General features: G+C 70.6%; 18 protein-coding genes. 6 read left to right on the top strand and 12 right to left on the bottom strand.

Going from position 1 to position 18,103, the window contains the following annotated elements; genetic code table 11:
* The first annotated feature begins 31 nt into the window (after positions 1-31).
* Positions 32-940 (top strand): SURF1 family protein, encoded by a 909-nt coding sequence (locus tag ACZ63I_RS02255; protein WP_469334525.1) that lies wholly within the window; start codon positions 32-34, stop codon positions 938-940.
* Here ACZ63I_RS02255 and ACZ63I_RS02250 read toward each other — a convergent pair.
* From ACZ63I_RS02250 to ACZ63I_RS02235, 4 genes are all read right to left on the bottom strand, one after another.
* Entirely contained in the window at positions 910-2,100 is a 1,191-nt protein-coding gene (locus ACZ63I_RS02250; RefSeq protein ID WP_469334523.1) for a hypothetical protein, read from the bottom strand. The two genes, ACZ63I_RS02255 and ACZ63I_RS02250, sit on opposite strands and share 31 nt — an antisense overlap.
* Before the next feature lie 221 nt (positions 2,101-2,321).
* Complete coding sequence (locus tag ACZ63I_RS02245) at positions 2,322-2,897, bottom strand: SigE family RNA polymerase sigma factor (RefSeq protein WP_469335519.1); 576 nt, start codon at positions 2,895-2,897, stop codon at positions 2,322-2,324.
* A 578-nt stretch (positions 2,898-3,475) separates the two neighbouring features.
* The gene (locus tag ACZ63I_RS02240) at positions 3,476-4,543 is read right to left on the bottom strand and encodes an aspartate-semialdehyde dehydrogenase (RefSeq protein ID WP_469334521.1); all 1,068 of its coding nucleotides are present in this window, start codon (positions 4,541-4,543) and stop codon (positions 3,476-3,478) included.
* Positions 4,540-5,811 carry an aspartate kinase gene (locus tag ACZ63I_RS02235; RefSeq protein ID WP_469334519.1) on the bottom strand — a complete coding sequence of 424 codons (1,272 nt, stop codon included), beginning with the start codon at positions 5,809-5,811 and terminating at the stop codon, positions 4,540-4,542. The genes ACZ63I_RS02240 and ACZ63I_RS02235 overlap by 4 nt, the downstream gene beginning before the upstream one ends.
* Before the next feature lie 297 nt (positions 5,812-6,108).
* Between ACZ63I_RS02235 and ACZ63I_RS02230 the strand changes: the two genes are divergently transcribed.
* Together ACZ63I_RS02230 and ACZ63I_RS02225 are read left to right on the top strand one after the other, a co-directional pair.
* On the top strand, positions 6,109-6,675 hold the full coding sequence (locus ACZ63I_RS02230) for a dihydrofolate reductase family protein (RefSeq protein WP_469334517.1): 567 nt from the start codon (positions 6,109-6,111) through the stop codon (positions 6,673-6,675).
* Between the two features lie 215 nt (positions 6,676-6,890).
* Positions 6,891-7,949: a LacI family DNA-binding transcriptional regulator gene (locus tag ACZ63I_RS02225; RefSeq protein WP_469334514.1), complete on the top strand. Its 1,059-nt coding sequence runs from the start codon at positions 6,891-6,893 to the stop codon at positions 7,947-7,949.
* 143 nt (positions 7,950-8,092) lie between these two features.
* On the opposite strand, the gene ACZ63I_RS02220 is transcribed toward ACZ63I_RS02225, so the two are convergent.
* The 4 genes from ACZ63I_RS02220 to ACZ63I_RS02205 all read right to left on the bottom strand — a co-directional run bounded on the left by ACZ63I_RS02220 (position 8,093) and on the right by ACZ63I_RS02205 (position 12,825).
* The gene (locus ACZ63I_RS02220) at positions 8,093-8,512 is read right to left on the bottom strand and encodes a DoxX family protein (protein ID WP_469334513.1); all 420 of its coding nucleotides are present in this window, start codon (positions 8,510-8,512) and stop codon (positions 8,093-8,095) included.
* Between the two features lie 62 nt (positions 8,513-8,574).
* Positions 8,575-10,347 carry a discoidin domain-containing protein gene (locus ACZ63I_RS02215; protein WP_469334511.1) on the bottom strand — a complete coding sequence of 591 codons (1,773 nt, stop codon included), beginning with the start codon at positions 10,345-10,347 and terminating at the stop codon, positions 8,575-8,577.
* Positions 10,348-10,493: 146 nt separating this feature from the next.
* Complete coding sequence (locus ACZ63I_RS02210) at positions 10,494-11,615, bottom strand: DUF1996 domain-containing protein (RefSeq protein WP_469334509.1); 1,122 nt, start codon at positions 11,613-11,615, stop codon at positions 10,494-10,496.
* A 271-nt stretch (positions 11,616-11,886) separates the two neighbouring features.
* Positions 11,887-12,825, bottom strand: a complete 939-nt coding sequence (locus tag ACZ63I_RS02205; protein WP_469334507.1) for a GlxA family transcriptional regulator — start codon at positions 12,823-12,825, stop codon at positions 11,887-11,889.
* A 217-nt stretch (positions 12,826-13,042) separates the two neighbouring features.
* Here ACZ63I_RS02205 and ACZ63I_RS02200 point away from each other — a divergent pair, with 217 nt between their 5' ends.
* Both ACZ63I_RS02200 and ACZ63I_RS02195 read left to right on the top strand, forming a co-directional pair.
* Entirely contained in the window at positions 13,043-13,444 is a 402-nt protein-coding gene (locus ACZ63I_RS02200; RefSeq protein WP_469334505.1) for a DUF6010 family protein, read from the top strand.
* A 2-nt stretch (positions 13,445-13,446) separates the two neighbouring features.
* On the top strand, positions 13,447-13,914 hold the full coding sequence (locus ACZ63I_RS02195; RefSeq protein WP_469334503.1) for a hypothetical protein: 468 nt from the start codon (positions 13,447-13,449) through the stop codon (positions 13,912-13,914).
* A 364-nt stretch (positions 13,915-14,278) separates the two neighbouring features.
* Here the strand turns inward: ACZ63I_RS02195 and ACZ63I_RS02190 are convergent, their stop codons facing one another.
* The 3 genes from ACZ63I_RS02190 to ACZ63I_RS02180 all read right to left on the bottom strand — a co-directional run bounded on the left by ACZ63I_RS02190 (position 14,279) and on the right by ACZ63I_RS02180 (position 16,048).
* Positions 14,279-14,956, bottom strand: a complete 678-nt coding sequence (locus ACZ63I_RS02190) for a DUF5063 domain-containing protein (RefSeq protein ID WP_469334501.1) — start codon at positions 14,954-14,956, stop codon at positions 14,279-14,281.
* On the bottom strand, positions 14,949-15,548 hold the full coding sequence (gene recR / locus ACZ63I_RS02185; protein ID WP_469334499.1) for a recombination mediator RecR: 600 nt from the start codon (positions 15,546-15,548) through the stop codon (positions 14,949-14,951). The genes ACZ63I_RS02190 and recR overlap by 8 nt, the downstream gene beginning before the upstream one ends.
* 164 nt (positions 15,549-15,712) lie before the next feature.
* The gene (locus ACZ63I_RS02180; RefSeq protein WP_078863919.1) at positions 15,713-16,048 is read right to left on the bottom strand and encodes a YbaB/EbfC family nucleoid-associated protein; all 336 of its coding nucleotides are present in this window, start codon (positions 16,046-16,048) and stop codon (positions 15,713-15,715) included.
* A 297-nt stretch (positions 16,049-16,345) separates the two neighbouring features.
* Between ACZ63I_RS02180 and ACZ63I_RS02175 the strand changes: the two genes are divergently transcribed.
* Entirely contained in the window at positions 16,346-17,221 is an 876-nt protein-coding gene (locus ACZ63I_RS02175) for an SLATT domain-containing protein (protein ID WP_469334497.1), read from the top strand.
* 134 nt (positions 17,222-17,355) lie between these two features.
* On the opposite strand, the gene ACZ63I_RS02170 is transcribed toward ACZ63I_RS02175, so the two are convergent.
* Complete coding sequence (locus tag ACZ63I_RS02170) at positions 17,356-18,006, bottom strand: hypothetical protein (protein WP_469334496.1); 651 nt, start codon at positions 18,004-18,006, stop codon at positions 17,356-17,358.
* Positions 18,007-18,103 lie beyond the last annotated feature (97 nt).

Below are 18,103 nucleotides of genomic sequence, written 5' to 3'. Positions count from 1 at the left end.
ACCACGGGCGGGCGCTGCGTACCGTGGAGGTGTGTACCGGTTCCTGCTGACCCCCCGTTGGTGGGGGATCAATGTCTTCACGCTGCTGGCGATCCCCGTCTGTATCTTCATGGGGACCTGGCAGCTCAGCCGGTTCGAGGACCGCGTCGCCAGCCACGACGCCGCCGAGAACCGCCCGGACCCGGCGAGCCGCGCCGCCGCGCCGCTGGCCTCGCTGCTGCCCGTCGACCAGAACACCTCTGGGCGGCACGCCGAGGCAAGGGGCCGCTACGCGCAGCAGTTCCTGGTGCCCGGCCGGCAACTGGACGGCAAGGACGGCTCGTACGTCCTGACGATGCTGCGCACCGACGGCGGCAAGGCCCTGCCCGTCGTACGCGGCTGGCTGCCCGACGGCAAGCGCCCGCCCGCGCCCCCGCAGGGCGAGGTGACCGTGACGGGCGCGCTCCAGGCGTCCGAGACCACCGGCAGCGACGGGGTACGGTCGAGCGGCGGGCTGCCCGCCGGGCAGCTCGGCATGATCAGCGCGGCCTCACTGGTCAACGTCGTGCCGTACGACGTCTACGACGCGTGGATCACCGTGACCCGGTCGGCCGACGGGCTGCGTGCCGTGCCCGCCACCGCGCCGCAGAACACCGGGCTCGACCTCAAGGCGTTCCAGAACCTCGGGTACACCGGCGAGTGGTTCGTCTTCGCGGGCTTCGTGCTCTTCATGTGGTTCCGGCTGCTGCGCCGTGAGGCGGAGGCGGCGAAGGACCACGCGCTGGGTCTGGACCTCGGCGCCGGGCCGGATCCGGATGCAGGTCCGGGTCCAGGTCCAGCTCCGGGTCCGGGTCTGGGTACTGGTACGGGGACTGGTCCTGACGCCGGCACCGATACGGACACGGACGCGGACGCAGTCGGCCCCGACCGTCACGAAGCGTCCAGCACACCCGTCTTGTAGATCGTCCCCGCACACGCGTTAGGGATCTTCGCCTCGGCGATCGGCTCGCCCGGCGCCGCCGAGTGCTCCACCATCACCGTGCCCGGCTCCGTACCGCCGTCGTCCCTGCCGCCGAGCTGGGCCGTCAGCGCGGCGGTGTTCGCCGTACCGCCGCCGGAGCCGCCGCCCGTACCGGCACCCGGGTCGGTGATCGGACCGGGGCCCGTGCCGCCGTCGGAGCCGCCGACCGAGCCGCTGTTCTCGCCGCCGCCGCCCGCGGGGCCCTCGGACGTCTGGGAGGGGTCGGGGGACTCGTTCTGCGTGGGACAGGTGTCGGACGGCACCCAGGCGAACTGCACCTCGTACGCCGTGGCGGGGGCCAGCAGGAGCGATGTGGCCTGCTCGGAGGGTGCGGGCAGTTGGGTCGCCGCGTCGCCCGACGCGTGCTCCACGACATTGATCTTGCTGGCGTCGGCCGCGCCGCCCGCCTTGAAGCCGATCGCACCCGCGCCGCTGACCGCGCAGTCGCTGCTGGAGACGTTGGAGACGCGGAAGGTGCCGTAGACCGTGCCGTTCGCGTCGGGCGGGCCCGCCTCGGCCAGCGTGACGGCGAGCTGGCTCGGCTCACAGATCGGGGAGTCGGCGGTGTAGCTGTTCGCGGGGCCCGCGCTGTCGTCCGTACCGTCGCTCGCCGCGCCCGAGGCGGCCTCGTCGCCCGGGAAGCTGGTGCTGGAGGGGCCGCCGCTACCGGTGGGGTCGTCGTCCGTCGGCTGCCCGGACTGCTTCTCGGCTCCTGCGGAGTCGGTGCCGGGGCCCGCGCCGCTCTGCGTCTCGTCATGTCCCGCGTTGACGGAACGGCCGCTCGACGTGCCGCCCGAGTGGGCGACATGGATGAACGCGGGGATCGCGGTGCCGCACAGGAGGACGGCGGCGACAGCGCCGACGACGGCCTGGCGCTTCCTGGCCCGCCGGTTGGGTACGGCCGTACGCAGGTGTTGCAGCGCGTCCTCGGACGGCTCCAGGTCCTGTACGGCGGTGTGGAACAGCAGGCGCAGCGCCGACTCGTCGGCTTCCGTCCCGCCGAGCCCGCCGAGCCCCCCGAGCCCCCCGAGCCCGATCGCACTGACGCCACTCGCGTTGGCGCCACTCGCGCTGGCGCCACTCGCGCTGGCGCCGCTCACGCTCCGGACGTTGGTCGCGTCCGCGCGGTCTGCGTCAGCAGCGTCGCCACCGTCACCCTCGGCGGCAGCATCTTCGGCGGCGGCAGCCGCATCGGCTCCCGCGCCCACACGCCCGTCAAGGCCGCTCGGCTCTTTCTCCGGCCCGTTGTCCACTGTTCCGTTCCTACTCGCGTCATCCAGCGGCCTGTCAGGACCCTCGGGCCCGTTCCTGCTGTGGCCACTCATGTCGTGGCCTCCATGGCGACGCGGAGCGCCGCTATGCCCCGCGAGCCGTACGCCTTCACGGAACCCAGGGATATCCCCAGCGTCTTGGCGACCTGCGCCTCGGTCATGTCCGCGAAGTACCGCAGCACCAGCACCTCTCGCTGCCTGCGCTGCAGCCCGCGCATCGCCTTGATCAGCGCGTCCCGCTCCAACTGGTCGTACGCGCCCTCCTCGGCGCTCGCCATGTCCGGCATCGGCTTGGACAGCAGCTTGAGTCCGAGGATGCGGCGGCGCAGCGCCGAGCGGGAGAGGTTCACCACCGTCTGGCGCAGATACGCGAGCGTCTTCTCGGGCTCGCGCACGCGGTTGCGCGCGGAGTGCACCCGGATGAAGGCCTCTTGGACCACGTCCTCGCAGGAGGCCGTGTCGTCGAGCAGCAGCGCGGCGAGACCCAGCAACGACCGGTAGTGGGCGCGGTAGGTCTCGGTGAGGTGATCAACAGTGGTGCCGGCGGCCATCGTCTCGTCAGCACCGTCGCGTTGGGACGGTAGGTGCGTGGGCCGGGCGGCGGGGACAGGAGCGATCACCGGCATACCGCCGGCCGCGCGGGGCCGCCGTAGCGGGCGCACCGCAGCACCGCGTACGGGGCTGAGCACCGGACTGAGCACCGGACTGAGCACCGGGCTGAGCACGGGGCCGATCGCGCCGCGTACCGGGCCGATCGCGCCGCGTACGGGGCTGATCGCCGTGATGTCGAGAACCTCTGCTGCCACGCCTGTTTGACACACTTCCCCCCGTCAGGGTTGTACGCGCACGTCGCGGCATTTGACGCTGCACCCTTTGGCCCCATGTGCACCCGATCTCCCCCAATGCCCCATATTTGCGTCACCGAACGGGGTGACCGCATAGACGCGTTGCCGCCGCCCGGCGGTTGCAGCGTTTACACAGAAAGGCCGGTCTGCATCGTCGGACACGACGACGTCCCAGTTCAAGTGGTCCAGACCGGCGATTTACTCACAGGGCGTGCACAGATCCCACGAAGAGTTCCGAAAGCTATTGCCCGGCAGCCCTGGTGGCCCTGCGCCGCACTCCCGATGCCCCTGCCCAGCAGCCCTGCCGGCCCTGCCCAGCAGCCCCAGCAGCCCCGGTAGCCCCAGCAGCCCCGGTAGCCCTACCCCGCGCTCCTGGTGGCCCGTTCCGCCGCCACCGCCTCGGCGATCTGCGCGATGTTCAGCGCGGCGCCCTTGCGGAGGTTGTCGCCGCAGACGAACAGCTCAAGTGCCCTCGGGTCGTCCAGACTTCGGCGGACCCGGCCCACCCACGTCGGGTCCGTACCCACCACGTCGGCCGGGGTCGGGAAGTCGCCCGCCGCCGGGTTGTCGAAGAGCACGACGCCCGGTGAGGTCGCCAGGATCTCGTGCGCCCTGTCCACCGTCACCTCGTGCTCGAAACGGGCGTGCACGGCGACCGAGTGCGTCGTGATCACCGGCACCTGGACGCAGGTGGCCGTCACCGCCAGCTCGGGCAGGTCCAGCACCTTGCGGGTCTCCTGGCGGATGCCCGCCTCCTCGGACGACCAGCCGCCGTCCTGGAGCGTGCCGGACCACGGCACGACGTTGAGCGCGAGCGGCCCGGAGAAGGGGCCCGTGGTGTCGCCGACGGCGCGCCGCACGTCGCCGGGGTTCGTGCCCAGCTTCGTACCGGCCACGACCGAGAGCTGGCCGCGCAGCGCGTCCACGCCGTCCTGTCCTGCCGCACTGACCGCCTGGTACGAGGAGACGACCAGCTCGCGCAGGCCGAACTCGGCGTGCAGCGCGCCCACGGACACGATCATGGCGAGCGTCGTGCACCCGGGGCTGGCGATGATGCCGCGCGGCCGGGACCTGACGGCGTGCGGGTTCAGCTCCGGCACGACCAGCGGGACCTCGGGGTGCGCCCGGAAGGCCGCCGAGTTGTCCACGACGACGGCGCCCTTGGCGGCGGCGATCGGTGCCCAGTGGGCCGCCACCGCGTCCGGTACGAGGAAGAGGGCGACGTCGACGCCCTCCAGCGCCTCTTCCGTGAGCCCGAGCACCTCGGTCTGCTCGCCCCGTACGGACAGTTTTCGGCCGTCCGTACGGGGTGAGGCGATCAGCCGGATGTCGCCCCAGACGTCGGCGTGCTGGGACAGGATCTGGAGCATGACGGCGCCGACAGCCCCGGTCGCACCGACGACCGCGAGTGCCGGCCTGCCGGTCATCGTCCGCTGCCCCCGTAGACCACGGCCTCGTCGGAGTCGCTGTCGAGCCCGAAGGCGGTGTGCACGGCGCGTACGGCCTCACTCACCTCGTCGGCACGCGTGACCACGGAGATCCGGATCTCGGACGTCGAGATCAGCTCGATGTTGACGCCCGCGTCGGACAGCGCCTCGAAGAAGCCGGCCGTGACGCCCGGGTTGGTCTTCATACCGGCCCCGACGAGCGAGATCTTGGCGATCTGGTCGTCGTAGCGCAGCGACGTGAAGCCGACGGCCGACTTCGTGCGCTCCAGCGCGTCGACGGCCTTGCGGCCCTCGGTCTTGGGGAGCGTGAACGAGATGTCGGTCAGCCCTGTGGACGCCGCCGAGACGTTCTGCACGACCATGTCGATGTTGATCTGGTTGTCGGCGATGGCGCGGAAGATCTTCGCGGCCTCGCCCGGCTTGTCGGGGACACCGACGACCGTGATCTTCGCCTCGGAGGTGTCATGGGCGACACCGGAGATGATGGCCTGCTCCACCGTGCGGTCCCCTTGTGGCTCGTTGCTGACCCACGTGCCCTGCAGTCCCGAGAAGGACGAGCGGACATGGATCGGGATGTTGTAGCGGCGTGCGTACTCCACGCACCGGTGCAGCAGCACCTTGGAGCCGGAGCTGGCGAGCTCCAGCATGTCCTCGAAGGAGATCCAGTCGATCTTCTGGGCCTTCTTGACGACCCGGGGGTCGGCGGTGAAGACGCCGTCCACATCTGTATAGATCTCGCAGACCTCGGCGTCCAGGGCCGCGGCGAGGGCGACGGCCGTGGTGTCCGAGCCGCCGCGGCCCAGCGTGGTGATGTCCTTCTTGTCCTGGGACACGCCCTGGAAGCCCGCGACGATGGCGATGTTGCCCTCGTCGAGCGCCGTACGGATCCGGCCCGGCGTGACATCGATGATGCGCGCTTTGTTGTGGACCGAGTCGGTGATGACACCCGCCTGGCTGCCGGTGAAGGACTGGGCCTCATGGCCCAGATTGGCGATCGCCATGGCCAGCAGCGCCATGGAGATACGCTCTCCCGCGGTCAGCAGCATGTCGAACTCACGCCCGGCAGGGATCGGCGATACCTGCTCGGCGAGATCGATCAACTCGTCCGTCGTGTCACCCATCGCCGACACCACGACGACCACCTGATGGCCGGTCTTCTTGGCGTCGACGATCCGCTTGGCGACCCGCTTGATGCCCTCGGCATCGGCTACGGAGGAGCCTCCGTACTTCTGCACGACAAGGCCCACGTGCGCTCCTCGCTCGATCCATGTGATGCGGTCGTCTCAGTTTAACGAGCGGCCGCACGACGCCCCTGGTGTACCACATGATGAGATGTCCCGCTCACTCCGTGATCACCGACGCCGCATGCGGCCGCTCGGAGGGGATCCATGCCCCGGCACGCGTCACACACACGAAACGTAAGCCACGTCACAGCCGGGCCGGGCACAATGGAAGGTGTCCGGAACGAGACCTCGGGATCCCACAGCTCGGACCTGGGCGGCCGGGGCCCGACAAGGGCGGCCGGCCCGCCGGTGAGGATTGTGATGCGGAAAATCGTCCTGCAGATGTCGGTGTCGCTCGACGGGTTCTTCGAGGGGCCCGAGCGGCAGATCGACTGGCACATGGTCGACGAGGAGCTGGCGGCTCATTTCAACGACGAGTTGCGGAGCATGGGCGGCTTCCTGGACGGGCGGATCACGTGGGAGCTGATGGCGTCCTACTGGCCCACCGCCGACGCCGACCCAGGCAGCAGCCCGGCGACGGCCGAGTTCGCGCGGATCTGGCGGGAGATGCCGAAGGTCGTCTACTCCACGACGCTGGACCATGCCGACTGGAACACCACCGTCGAACGGGAGGTCGATCCGGACGCGATCCGGGCCCTCAAGGCGCAGCCCGGCGGTGACCTGGCCGTCGGCGGGGCGCGGCTGGCGGAGACGTTCCGGCAGTACGACCTGATCGACGAGTACCGCATCTATGTGCACCCGGTCCTCATCGGCCGCGGCACCCCGCTGTTCCAGCCGTCCGACGCCGCCGTGACCGAGCTGCGGCTGGCCGAGACGCGGACCTTCGGCAACGGAGTCGTACTGCTGCGGCACGAGCGGCTCGCGTGAGGGCCGAGGGACGGGGCGGCGCGTCGGCTCGTGGGTCGACTGTCGGACCGGTTGGGAGACCGGCCAGTGGACCCGCCGGTGGACCGGCCCGCGGACCGGCCGGCGGACCCGCCGGTGGACCGGCCCGCGGACCGGCCGGCGGACCGGCCGGCGGACCCGCCGACGGACCCGTCGGCGGACCGGAGAGCGCTCTCCGTCCGCTGTAAAGTGCAGCCATGAAAAGAGAGTCGGACGCGCAGGCCGGCGGGCCCACGCTGGAGGATGTGGCGCGGGCCGCAGGCGTGTCGCGGGCGACCGTCTCGCGGGTCATCAACGGCATCCGCAACGTCGACCCCGCGATCCAGCAGACCGTGCGCCAGGCCGTCGCCGCCACCGGTTACGCGCCGAACCGCGCCGCCAGATCGCTCGTGACCCGGCGCGCCGAGATCATCGCCCTGGTGGTGTCAGGGGCGGGCGACGCCTCGGAGGCCGGCCAGAACGCCTTCGCCTCAAGGGTGTTCGCCGACCCCTTCTTCGGCCGGGTGGCCAGCGGCGTCATCGGCTATCTGCGGCCACGCTCCATGCATCCGGTGCTGATGTTCGCCGAGACCTCGGCCGCCCGCGAGCAGGTCGTCAACTTCCTGCGGCAGGGCAGCGCCGACGGCGCGCTGATCGTCTCCACGCACGCCGAGGACCCGCTGCCCGCGATGGTCGCCGAAGCGGGCCTGCCCGCCGTGCTGTTCGCCCGCCCCGCCGGGCGCGTACCGATCAGTTACGTGGACCTCGCGCACCAGGACGGCGCGCGGCTGGCCACGGAACATCTGCTGGCGCGCGGCTGCCGGCGGCTCGTGACGATCGCGGGGCCGCAGGACGTCGCGGCGGGCCACGACCGGCTGACCGGCTTCCAGGACGCGATGGCCCGGCACGGCTACCCGTACACCCCGGTGGCCGAGGCGGACTTCACCCTGCGCGGCGGCGAGGAGGCGATGGCCGCGCTGCTCGCGCAGGAGCCCGACCTGGACGGCGTGTTCGCCGCCAACGACCTGATGGCGCAGGGCGCTTGCGTGGTGCTGCGCGAGCACGGCCGACGGGTCCCCGAGGACGTCGCGGTCGTCGGCTTCGACGACAGCTCGGTGGCCGCCGCCGCCCGGCCCGCGCTGACCACCGTGCGGCAGCCGGTCGAGGACATGGCCGCCGACATGGCCCGGCTGCTCCAGGAGCACATCGAGCGCCAGGACCGGGCGGTGACGTCGGTCATCTTCGAACCGGAGCTGGTGGTGCGGGAGTCGGCCTGAGGCACGCTACGGACGCGGATACGCCGGTGCCCGGGACCGAGGTGGTCCCGGGCACCGGCGTAACGGCGTACAGCGCACTCACGCGTACGGCTCAGGCGGCCGACTCGCGCGTACGGCTCAGGCAGCCGACTCGCGCGTACGGCTCAGGCAGCCGCCGCCGTCAGCGCCGCTCTGCGGCGGGCCGTGAGCACCCGGTCCAGCGCCAGCGCCCCCGGCCCGGTGAACACGATGAGCAGGAACGCCCAGCAGAAGAACACCGGCAGCTCGCCGCCGTTCTCCAGCGGGAACAGCCCGCGCGCCTGATGGACGTCGAAGTAGGCGAACGCCATCGACCCCGAGTTCACCAGGGCCGCGGCCCTGGTCCCGAGCCCGAACAACACCAGCGTGCCGCCGACGAGTTGGATGACGGCCGCGTACCAGCCCGGCCACTCACCCGCAGGCAGCGAGCCCCTGCCCAGGATCCCGAAGAGCGACGACGCACCATGGCAGACGAAGAGCAGGGCGACGACGATACGGAACAGGCTGAGCGTGTAGGGCTGAGCCTGGTCGAGGCGTGTGTTCATGAGAGTTCAACTCCCCTCATCGGAAAGCTCGCTGAGATCGTCGGCAGCACGCTCGCCGCCCGTCAGTGGTAGACACCGAACTCGTACAGCGAGTACCCGTAGCCCGTACCGCGCGCCGTGCCCAGCAGCCGGACGTACCGTCCCGTGCCGTTGACGTCGATGTCGTCCACGTTGCCGTTGCCGTCCGTCACCGACTTCACCGTCGTCCAGTTCTGCCCGTCGTCGGACGTCTGGATGTCGTACCCCTTCGCGTACGCCGACTCCCACGCGAGCTGCACGTGGTTGAAGCTCGTCGAGGTGCCCAGGTCGACCTGGAGCCACTGCGGGTCGGCCCACTCGCTCGACCAGCGCGTGCTGAGGTTTCCGTCCACGGCGTCGGCCGCCGTGCACGGGCAGCCGCCCGTCGGGTCGGTCTGGAAGGTCGAGGCGGTGGCGGGCTTGCCCTGCGCGACGTTCGTACCGGCCGGCTTCGGGGCCACGACCTTCAGGGACTTGGTCTCGATGCCGACGTTGCCCTTGCCGTCGGTGGCCTTCACGTAGACCTTGTAGACACCGATCTTCTCGGGCACCTTCGCGGTCAGGGTGCCGTTGCCGTGGTCGGTGGTCGCTGCGGGGACGAGTCCCTTGTCGCCGTCGATGTAGTTGCTGCTGAAGAGGAGTTGGTAGGTGATCTGGTCACCGTCCGGGTCGGTCGTCTTCGTGCTGACCGTCACGTCGGATCCCGCCGCCACCCCCTCGGTGGCACCGTTGACGACCATGTCCGTGATGCGCGGCGGGGTGTTGTCACCGGCCGTGTTGCCGCCGTACGCCTGCTTCACGGTGTAGTACGACAGCCGCTTCAGACCGTCGGGCAGCAGGTTGAACCACACTCCGCCGAAGTCGTTTTCCGTGCCGTAGTGGAACATCGTCGCGCCCAGCGCGACGCCCTGGTGTCCGGTGATGCAGCCCCACGCCTTGGTGTACCCCTCGGCCTTCTGCACGTCGGTGGGCTCGTCGGGCACGCCGTTCGCGTCGTCCGGCACCTCCCACTCACCGGCCGGGCCCGTCTCGGTGACGATGTACGGCTTGGTGTAACCGCCCTGCTCCCAGGTGTTCTTGATGTCGCAGACGGCGTTGTAGGAGTTGACCGCGTACAGGTCGAGGTCGGGCGCGTTCTTCTTGTAGTAAGGCCAGGCGCCGGTCCACGCGTCGGTCGAGGTCACCGGGTGGTTGGGGTCGACGGAGTGGATCTTCTTCGCGACGTCGTTGACGAAGGTGGTGTACGCGTCGCGCTGCCGCTCCAACTCGTCGCCGCTGTAGCAGTTCTGCAGGCCGAGTACGGACTCGTTGCCGACGTTCCACATCAGCACGCCGGGGTTGTCCTTGTAGGTGTCGACCCACTTGGGGAACTCGGCGAGCATGTCGTTCTTGTACGTGGTGTCCGTCAGGTAGTTGACACAGCCGCCGGCACCGGGGCCACCGCCCGGCTGCAGCCAGAAGCCCGCGATGACCTTGACGCCGTTGGCGGCGGCCGCGTCCAGCAGCGGCGCGCTCGTGGCGTCGGTGCCCCAGGTACGTATGGTGTTGACGCCCATCGACGCCACGTCCGGCATGTACTTGGCCGCGTCGGCGACCGAGGGGCCCCAGGTGAGACCCTTGATCTGGTACGGCGCTCCGTCGACGGTGAGCTGCCAATTGCCCTGCGATCCGGTCACCTTGACGACGCTGCCGGCGGCCTGCGCGGCCGGGGCCTGGAGCCCGATGAGGGCTCCGGCGAGCATCGCGGCGGTCGCGGCGGGGGCGACCACGCGTTTGGCGCTGCGGGCCAAGGAGGCCCGGGTGGGGGGACGGTGCATGGTTCCGTGCTCCTTCATGGGGGGACATGGAGTCGGGCGCGGCGGGTCGGGTGGGTCCGGCGCGCCGCGCCCGGGTTGGGAGAGCGCTCTATCGACTGGTCGGGGATGGTGCTTGGCCGAAGAGCGCCGTGAGGGGGCGGCGGGGGTTACGGCAACTGGTAGTTGGCGTTGAGCACCGCGCCCTTCTCGGGGTGGGCTTCGTCGTAGCCGTGCGCGTCACACTGCAGGCCGCCGTTGATGCAGTGGGCGACCATCGCGCTGAGTGTCGCGTTGTCCCAGCCGTTGAAGAAGTCGTAGTGGAACGAGAACCCGGCACCGCTGGCCAGCCGGAGCTTCGACGTGTCACCGTTGACCGGCCAGGCCATCTTGAACTCGATCATCGGCAGCGCCACGGGGTGGTCGGCCGGGCAGACGTTCTGGTTGTTGCCCGAAGCGACCGGGTAGGCCATGTGCGCCTTGTGGTCCGGGGTGTCGAGGTGAATGCCGTCCCAGCAACTCGGCGCCTGGAGACGCAGGTTGAGCTGCGTGTCCGGGGTCGTCGGGCAACTGGCGGGGAAGTCGAAGTTCTTGTACGACGTCCCGCACTCCCAGCCTTCGACCGTGCCCTTGAGGTTCTTGAACTCGTCCTTGGTCTGCATGGGGCTGCCGACCACGAACCGCAGTCCCTTGGGGAACGGGCGGACGCTGGTGTAGTCGTTGACGCTGGACTTGTAGTAGATGGTCTGGGCGCCGACCGGCAGGACCTTCTGGTCCCCGTTGAACAGGCTCGGCATCCAGTACCCGGACTTGTCGCCGGGAGCCAGGCACGCGGTGGTGCCGGTCTCGATCGACGAGGTCGTGGTGTTGGCGTTGGTGAGGCTGTTGCCCATGAAGGTGTGGTCATGGGACTTCCCGGGCTGACCCGGGTAGACGATCGGGTCGTCGGGCAGGGTGTGGCTCGGCGCGCACTTGGCCTGGAACTCGTGGAAGTACGCGTGCGGCGGCTCGTACGTCGACGGGGTGACACCGGTGACCGGCGGGTTGGCCATGATGTATCCGTCGCCGTCCGGGTCGTCGCCCGAAGCCTGCGTGGACGCGGGCATCTTCATCCCGGCCATCTGCATGCCCGAGTGCCCGTCCGATTTCTTCGCCGGCGCAGCCGCGTGCGTGGCTGCCGGCGTCTCTGCGGATGCGCTCCCCATCACCGCGAGACCGCCCACGCCAACCGTGGTCAGGCTCATCGCGGTGAACAAGAGCAGTCCGGAGAAGACTCTGGACCTCCGTGCCATGGAGACCTCCTACTGCGTCATTGCGGATTCCCGGAACCGGACGGCCACCACGACAGGCGCTCGCCGCGGCGGCCGGCCAGCTTGCTGGGAGAGCGCTCTCCCAACTCGGAGTGTTCCGCTCCTGACAAGAGCGTGTCAATACTTCGTGAACGCCTGACGCCCCCTCAGCATCGCGCCGCGGGCCCCGGAACACGCCCCGGCCTGCACAGAGTTCACCTACGGCGGGATGTCACAGAAGTTACGACCAGCCGCGCCGCGCTGCCCGAAGGCGCTAGCTGAAGGTGCGGCGGTAGGTGTTCGGGGTTACTCCTGTCGTCTTTTTGAAGCGGTCGCGGAACGCGGTCGGGGAGCCGAAGCCGACCTGGGCGCCGATGCGTTCCACGGAGTGGGCCGTGGTCTCCAGGAGGTGCTGGGCCTGGCGGATGCGGGCGCGGTGCAGCCACTGGAGCGGGGTGCTGCCGGTCTGTTCGCGGAAGCGGCGGATCAGGGTGCGGGTGCTGGTGCCCGCCTGGGCGGCGATGTCGGCGAGGGTGAGCGCGGAGCCCAGGTTGTCCTGCAACCAGCTCAGCAGGGATTCCAGGGCGGAGCCCTGCGGTGTCGGCGCGTGGTCGTGCACGATGAACTGCGCCTGGCCGCCCTCGCGTTCCAGGGGCATCACGGACAGCCGCGCCGCGTCGGCGGCGACGGCCGAGCCGTAGTCGCCGCGGATCATGTGCAGACAGAGGTCCAGCCCGGCGGCGGCGCCCGCCGAGGTGAGGAACTGCCCGTTGTCGACGTACAGGACGTCCGGGTCGACGTCGATACGGGGATACGTGGCGGCCAGCAGGTCGGTCACGAGCCAGTGGGTGGTCGCCCGCAGCCCGTCCAGCAGCCCGGTCGCGGCCAGCGGGAACGTACCGGTGCAGATGGACGCGATACGCGTCCCGTCAGCGGCGGCGGCCCGCAGTGCGTCGTGGACGGCCGGCGCGAGCGGGGCCATCGGGTCGTTCGTGCCGGGCACGATGATCGTGTCCGCCCCCTTGAGCCCGTCGATCCCCCAGGGCGCGCGCAGTTGGAAGGCCCCGGCGTCGATCTCCGGCCGCTCGGCGCACACCCGCATCTGGTAGCCGGGGCGGCCGTCCGGGAGACGGGGGCGGGTGAAGACCTCGATCGGGGTGGACAGGTCGAACGGGACCACCTGGTCCAGGGCGAGGACGGCGATGGTGTGCATGGCGAGAACATACCTCTGCGCGGGTGGGTGGTCCCGGGCGTATGGCGCTACGGCCCATGGTTTTGCCAGCTCAGAGCCCCATTGTTCGAGTTGGCGATATCCCGTTGGAAGGTGTCACTAATGCCACTGGGAGACGGACCGGCAGCCGCATAGCGTCGGGAGCGAACCCGGCACCGGCCGACGCTTGCCGGACTCCCCCGCAGACAGGAACGCACTGATGCTCGTCGTCGCGCCGATCGTGATCGGCCTCGCGTACGTGGCGGCGATGTCGCCGCTGCGCGAGCCGCACCGCCGCCAGCTCAACGCGCTGATGCTCGCGGGCGCCGGCGCCGCGTATCTGAGCAGCGGCGGCGTCGGGGGCTGGGAGGTCGCGTTCACCGCCGTGGTGACGTACTGCGCCTGGCGCGGACTGTCCGACTACCGCTGGATCGGCGTGGGTTGGCTGCTGCACACCGGCTGGGACGTCGTCCACGCGGTCCGTGGCACACCCATCCTGCCCTTCGCCGCGCACTCCTCGACGGGCTGCGCCATCTGCGATCCCGTCATCGCGGTGTGGTGCCTGTCCGGCGGGCGCCCGCTGACCGAACTGTTCCGCCGTCCCACCACCTCGGAAGCCTGAACGTGACGAAACTTCTCCTGTCCCTGCATGTCCTGGCCGCCGTCCTGGCCATCGGCCCTGTCGCCGTAGCGGCGAGCATGTTCCCCCCGGCACTGCGCCGCGCCCACAGCGCCCCGGGCGACGACGGGGCCCTGACGAACCTGCGGCTGCTCCACCGCATCTGCCATGTCTACGCGATCATCGGCATAGCCGTCCCGCTCTTCGGCGCGGCCACGGCGGGCAGCCTCGGCGTCCTAGGCAGCGGCTGGCTGATCGCGTCCATCGCGCTGACGGCCGCGGCCGCCGTCATCCTTGCCGCACTGATCCTGCCGACCCAGGAAACCGCCCTAGAGACGGCGCAGGGCCCAAACCCCGCGCCCGTCGCGGGAGTCGCCGGCCGCCTGGGCATGCTCACGGGCGTCTTCAACCTGCTGTGGGCGACGGTCACGGTCCTGATGATCGTCCGCCCAGGCTCCACCACGGGAGCCTGACTCAGGCGCTGCGCGTCCCCGCTCGGCGGCGCCGATCCGAAGAACCCCGACGCGCTCATCACCCCGGCGTAACGGACGAGACGCTGTGGACCGACCCGGCCGACCCGGCGCCGCCGACGGAACGCGGGTCTCCGCCCGGCAGCTCCCTGGCTTCGCCGTACGACTCGTCGCCCGCTTCCGGGACCCGTCGCTCCGCGAGATCACCCCGGCGCTGGGCCGACGCAACCGGCACAGCACGGACAAGGCCGCCCGGATCCTGGACCGGCGGCCCCGGCCGGCGCGCGCGGCCGTGCTCGACTGCGCCGGGAGCCTCATCGAGCACGACTCGCTCCGCCCGCGGGGCTGCCGGGCTGCGGGACCGGCGTCAGCGGACCGGGCGTACCGTGCGCAGGCCCAGGGGGCCGGCGATCTCCGCCGCCATGACGCGGCCCGCCTCCTCCGCCAGGAGGTCTTCCGCGTCTTCCGTCAGGTCCTGGTCCGTGTCCAGGCCGTCGAGGGCCGGGAGGGGCTGGTCCAGGCGGACGTGGGCCACCAGGGACTGGAGGGCGCGGAGGGTGGCCGAGGCCGTGGAGCCCCAGCTTGAGAAGTACGAGAACTGCCACCACCACAGCGCCTCGGTAACGCGGCCCGCGCGGTAGTGCTCCAGGCCGTGGCGCAGCTCGGCGACGACGCCGGCGATGTCGTCCGAGATACGGGACGGGACGGGCGCCTTGCGGGGCTCGTACGGGTCGAAGACCTCGGAGTAGACGTCGATCGGCTCCAGTATCACGGCGAACCGCTCGCGCAGGTCGTCCACGTCCGGCTCGGGGCCCAGATCCCGCTCGTACCGCTCGTCGGGAAGGATGTCCTCGTGCGCGCCCAGTCTGCCGCCCGCCAGCATGAGCTGGGAGAATTCGAGCAGCAGGAACGGTACGGCGCTGTCCGGCTCGTCGCCCTTCGCCACCTCGGTGACCGCGACGATGAAGCTCTCGATCTGGTCGGCGATCTGGACCGAGAAGTCGTCCGGATCTTGCGTGGCGTCATGCAGCGTTGCGTCAGACATCGAGAAGTCGTCTCCCCTCGAAGGCACGCCCGAGCGTGACCTCGTCGGCATATTCCAGGTCGCCCCCCACGGGGAGACCACTGGCCAGGCGGGTGACCCGCAGACCCATGGGCTTGATCATGCGGGCGAGGTACGTCGCTGTGGCCTCGCCCTCCAGATTCGGGTCGGTCGCCAGAATCAGCTCCGTGACCGTGCCGTCGGCGAGGCGGGTCAGCAGCTCCCTGATCCGCAGGTCGTCGGGGCCGACGCCCTCGATGGGGCTGATGGCGCCGCCGAGCACGTGGTACTTCCCGCGGAACTCACGGGTGCGCTCGATGGCGACGACATCCTTCGGCTCCTCCACCACGCAGATCACCGTGGTGTCCCGGCGCGCGTCCCTGCAGATCCCGCACCGCTCCTCCTGCGCGACATTGCCGCACACGGCGCAGAACCGGACCTTGTCCTTGACCTCGAGGAGCGTCTGGGCAAGGCGGCGTACGTCGGTCGGCTCCGCCTGGAGGATGTGGAAGGCGATCCGCTGCGCGCTCTTGGGACCGACGCCTGGCAGCCTGCCCAGTTCGTCGATGAGGTCCTGAACCACGCCTTCGTACAACGGATGCCTTCCTCAGTGCTGCGGTTGCGAGTGCTGCGGTTGCGAGTGCTGCGGTTGCGCTGTCTGGCTTCGGGGCTGTCTTCGTATGCGCTCGTACGGTAGTTGCTGTGCGGGTGCATGCGTAAGACAAGCTTCAGACTGGCTGGCGTCCCGTAAGAAGGACGTCAGAACGGCATGCCCGGCATACCGCCCAGGCCCTGCGTCAGCGGGCCCAGCTTCTCCTGCTGGAGCTGCTGCGCGTTCTCGTTCGCGGCCTGTACGGCAGCGACGACGAGGTCGGCGAGGGTCTCGGTGTCCTCGGGGTCGACGGCTTTCGGGTCGATCACCAGGCCGCGGAGCTCGCCCGAGCCGTTGACGGTGGCCTTCACCAGGCCGCCGCCCGACTGGCCCTCGACCTCGGTCGCTGCCAACTCCTCCTGTGCGCGGGCGAGATCCTGCTGCATCTGCTGGGCCTGCTGGAGTAGCTGCTGCATGTTCGGCTGACCACCACCGGGAATCACGGTCACTCCTGGCATTCGACGACGATTTTCCTGTAAGGCGAGCCTACGTGTTCCCCGACCGGCTCGCCCCACCCCACCGGGACCAACTCTTTCGAGTGAGGGCCTGCGGGCTCCTCCACCTGATCAAGGCCCACGTTTGGGGGGATTGCGCGGTTTTCCGGGCGCGGAGGCCGCCATTCGGCGGTAGGAAGTGCATGCGCCCCGGCACGGATCAGTACGTATCAGTGTTCACGCGCAGTTCATTCGCGCCCACCGCCCGTCACGCAGAGTCACAGCAGATCGCAGAGGAGTGCCCCGGTGAGCCAGCCGGAGATGCAGCCCGGAGGCCCCGGCCGGGAGCCCGGCGGCCACGGCCGGGAGGAAAGCGCCTCGTCCGGTGCCGTCAACGGGGACGGGCGCGGCGACGGGCCACACGGGTACGCGCACGGGCACGGGCACGGCGACGAGGCAGCGGCCGAGGGCGGTGCCGCCGACGGGGACGGCGCAAGCGCGGGCGGCGATCTCACCGGCGGTCCGTTCCCGCTCGGCGACTGGGCCGAGCCCGCCGAGCGGCTCGACGAGCTGTACCGCTGGGTCGAGGCCGGGGCGCTGCGCACCGCCGGCTGGTATCTCGCCGACCGCTCCCGCAAACGGCGCGCCGCCCGCGCCCTGCGGACCGCGACGGCCGCCCTGGTCATCGTCGGCGCGACCCTGCCCCTGCTGGATCTCACCGGCACCCTGGCGGGCGCGGCGGGCTGGGGGTACGTCGCGCTGCTGCTCGGCGGCGCCTGCCTGGCCTGCGACCGGTACTTCGGCTTCACCGCGGGCTGGATGCGGCATGTCGCGACGGCGCAGGCGGTGCAGCGGCGGCTGCAGACGCTCCAGTTCGACTGGGCGTCGGAGTGCGTACGGGAGATCCTCGGCCCGACCGAGGGCACGGCAGCCGAGGCGACGGAGCGCTGCCTGAGCGTGCTGCGGAGGTTCTCGGAGGACGTGACGGAGCTGGTACGGGCGGAGACGGCGGACTGGATGGTCGAGTTCCGCTCGGGGCCCACCCCGCTGGTGCTCCAGTCGATGCCGATGAGCACGGCGACCCGTCAGGACGCCGGTTCGCCCTTCCCCGGCGGCCGGTTCCCGCTGCCGCCCGGCACCCGGCCCAACATGCCGCGCCAGCGGCCCCCCGAGCCCCGGTAGCCCGGTCCCGAGCGCTGGTAGCCCGGTCCCGAGCCCCGGTAGTCCAGTACCGAGCCCCGGTGGCAGGGCTCCCCGGGGGCCGGTGGCGGCCGTGGGCGGGGTCCGACCCCGCCCACCGCAGCCTGCTCTTTCCGTTAGCTGAATATGATCATCGAGCCCTGGCCCAGGCTCCTGGTGGCAGCCGCGTGCAGCCCCAGCCACACGTGCCGTTCACGGGCGAACGGACTGTCGTCGTACGGGGTCGAGGACGCCGGTTCCTCCAGCGAGGTGGGGCGTTCCGGCGGGGCGGGGGGCGTCGGAGGGTTCGCCGCGTCGATGCCGATCGACGCGGCCACGGTTTCGAGCTCGCGCAGCAGGCCCTGGGTCGAACCCAGCGGACCGCCGCCCTCAAGCAGTTGGTCGTTGGACAGGGGCGCGGGAAAGTCCACGGGGACGTACGCCCCCGCGTGGTCGTAGTGCCAGACGAGATGCGACTGCTGGGCCGTCGACTCGAACATCTCCAGCAACTGCTCGTAGTCACCGCCCAGTTCGCCCACGGGGGTCACGGCGAGGCCGCAGACCTGCAGCAAGTACGCGCGCCGCAGGAAATGCAGGGCGTCGTAGTCGAATCCGGCCACGGGGGCAACGTCCCCCGACAGGCCCGGCATATAGGCGAAAACAGGGACGGACGGCAGCCCGGCGTCGCTCAGGGCCTTGTCGTAGACGGCGATCTCTTCGGCGAAGGGGTTGTCGGGGCTGTGGCACAGCACATCGACGAGGGGGACCAACCACAGGTCACAGGCCAAGGGAGGCTCGCTCTCCAACGGGTTCGTACGCGTGCGCGCGATGGTCGGGACAGCGTAATGCGACGGGCACGTTCAGCGAAGAGTCCCGGTCGCCCGC

It is taken from the genome of Streptomyces sp. NPDC087906 (genome assembly GCF_055584925.1).
Note: the sequence above shows the minus strand (reverse complement) of the source record. Positions and strands in the feature narration are given on the sequence as shown.

Excerpts from the sequence above, each read along its gene's own strand:
- ACZ63I_RS02240 (WP_469334521.1), bottom strand. The coding sequence starts at position 4,543 with ATGACCGGCAGGCCGGCACTCGCGGTCGTCGGTGCGACCGGGGCTGTC.
- ACZ63I_RS02245 (WP_469335519.1), bottom strand. The coding sequence starts at position 2,897 with ATGCCGGTGATCGCTCCTGTCCCCGCCGCCCGGCCCACGCACCTACCG.
- ACZ63I_RS02205 (WP_469334507.1), bottom strand. The coding sequence starts at position 12,825 with ATGCACACCATCGCCGTCCTCGCCCTGGACCAGGTGGTCCCGTTCGAC.
- ACZ63I_RS02225 (WP_469334514.1), top strand. The coding sequence starts at position 6,891 with ATGAAAAGAGAGTCGGACGCGCAGGCCGGCGGGCCCACGCTGGAGGAT.
- ACZ63I_RS02210 (WP_469334509.1), bottom strand. The coding sequence starts at position 11,615 with ATGGCACGGAGGTCCAGAGTCTTCTCCGGACTGCTCTTGTTCACCGCG.
- ACZ63I_RS02190 (WP_469334501.1), bottom strand. The coding sequence starts at position 14,956 with ATGTCTGACGCAACGCTGCATGACGCCACGCAAGATCCGGACGACTTC.
- ACZ63I_RS02220 (WP_469334513.1), bottom strand. The coding sequence starts at position 8,512 with ATGAACACACGCCTCGACCAGGCTCAGCCCTACACGCTCAGCCTGTTC.
- ACZ63I_RS02215 (WP_469334511.1), bottom strand. The coding sequence starts at position 10,347 with ATGCACCGTCCCCCCACCCGGGCCTCCTTGGCCCGCAGCGCCAAACGC.
- ACZ63I_RS02230 (WP_469334517.1), top strand. The coding sequence starts at position 6,109 with ATGCGGAAAATCGTCCTGCAGATGTCGGTGTCGCTCGACGGGTTCTTC.
- ACZ63I_RS02200 (WP_469334505.1), top strand. The coding sequence starts at position 13,043 with ATGCTCGTCGTCGCGCCGATCGTGATCGGCCTCGCGTACGTGGCGGCG.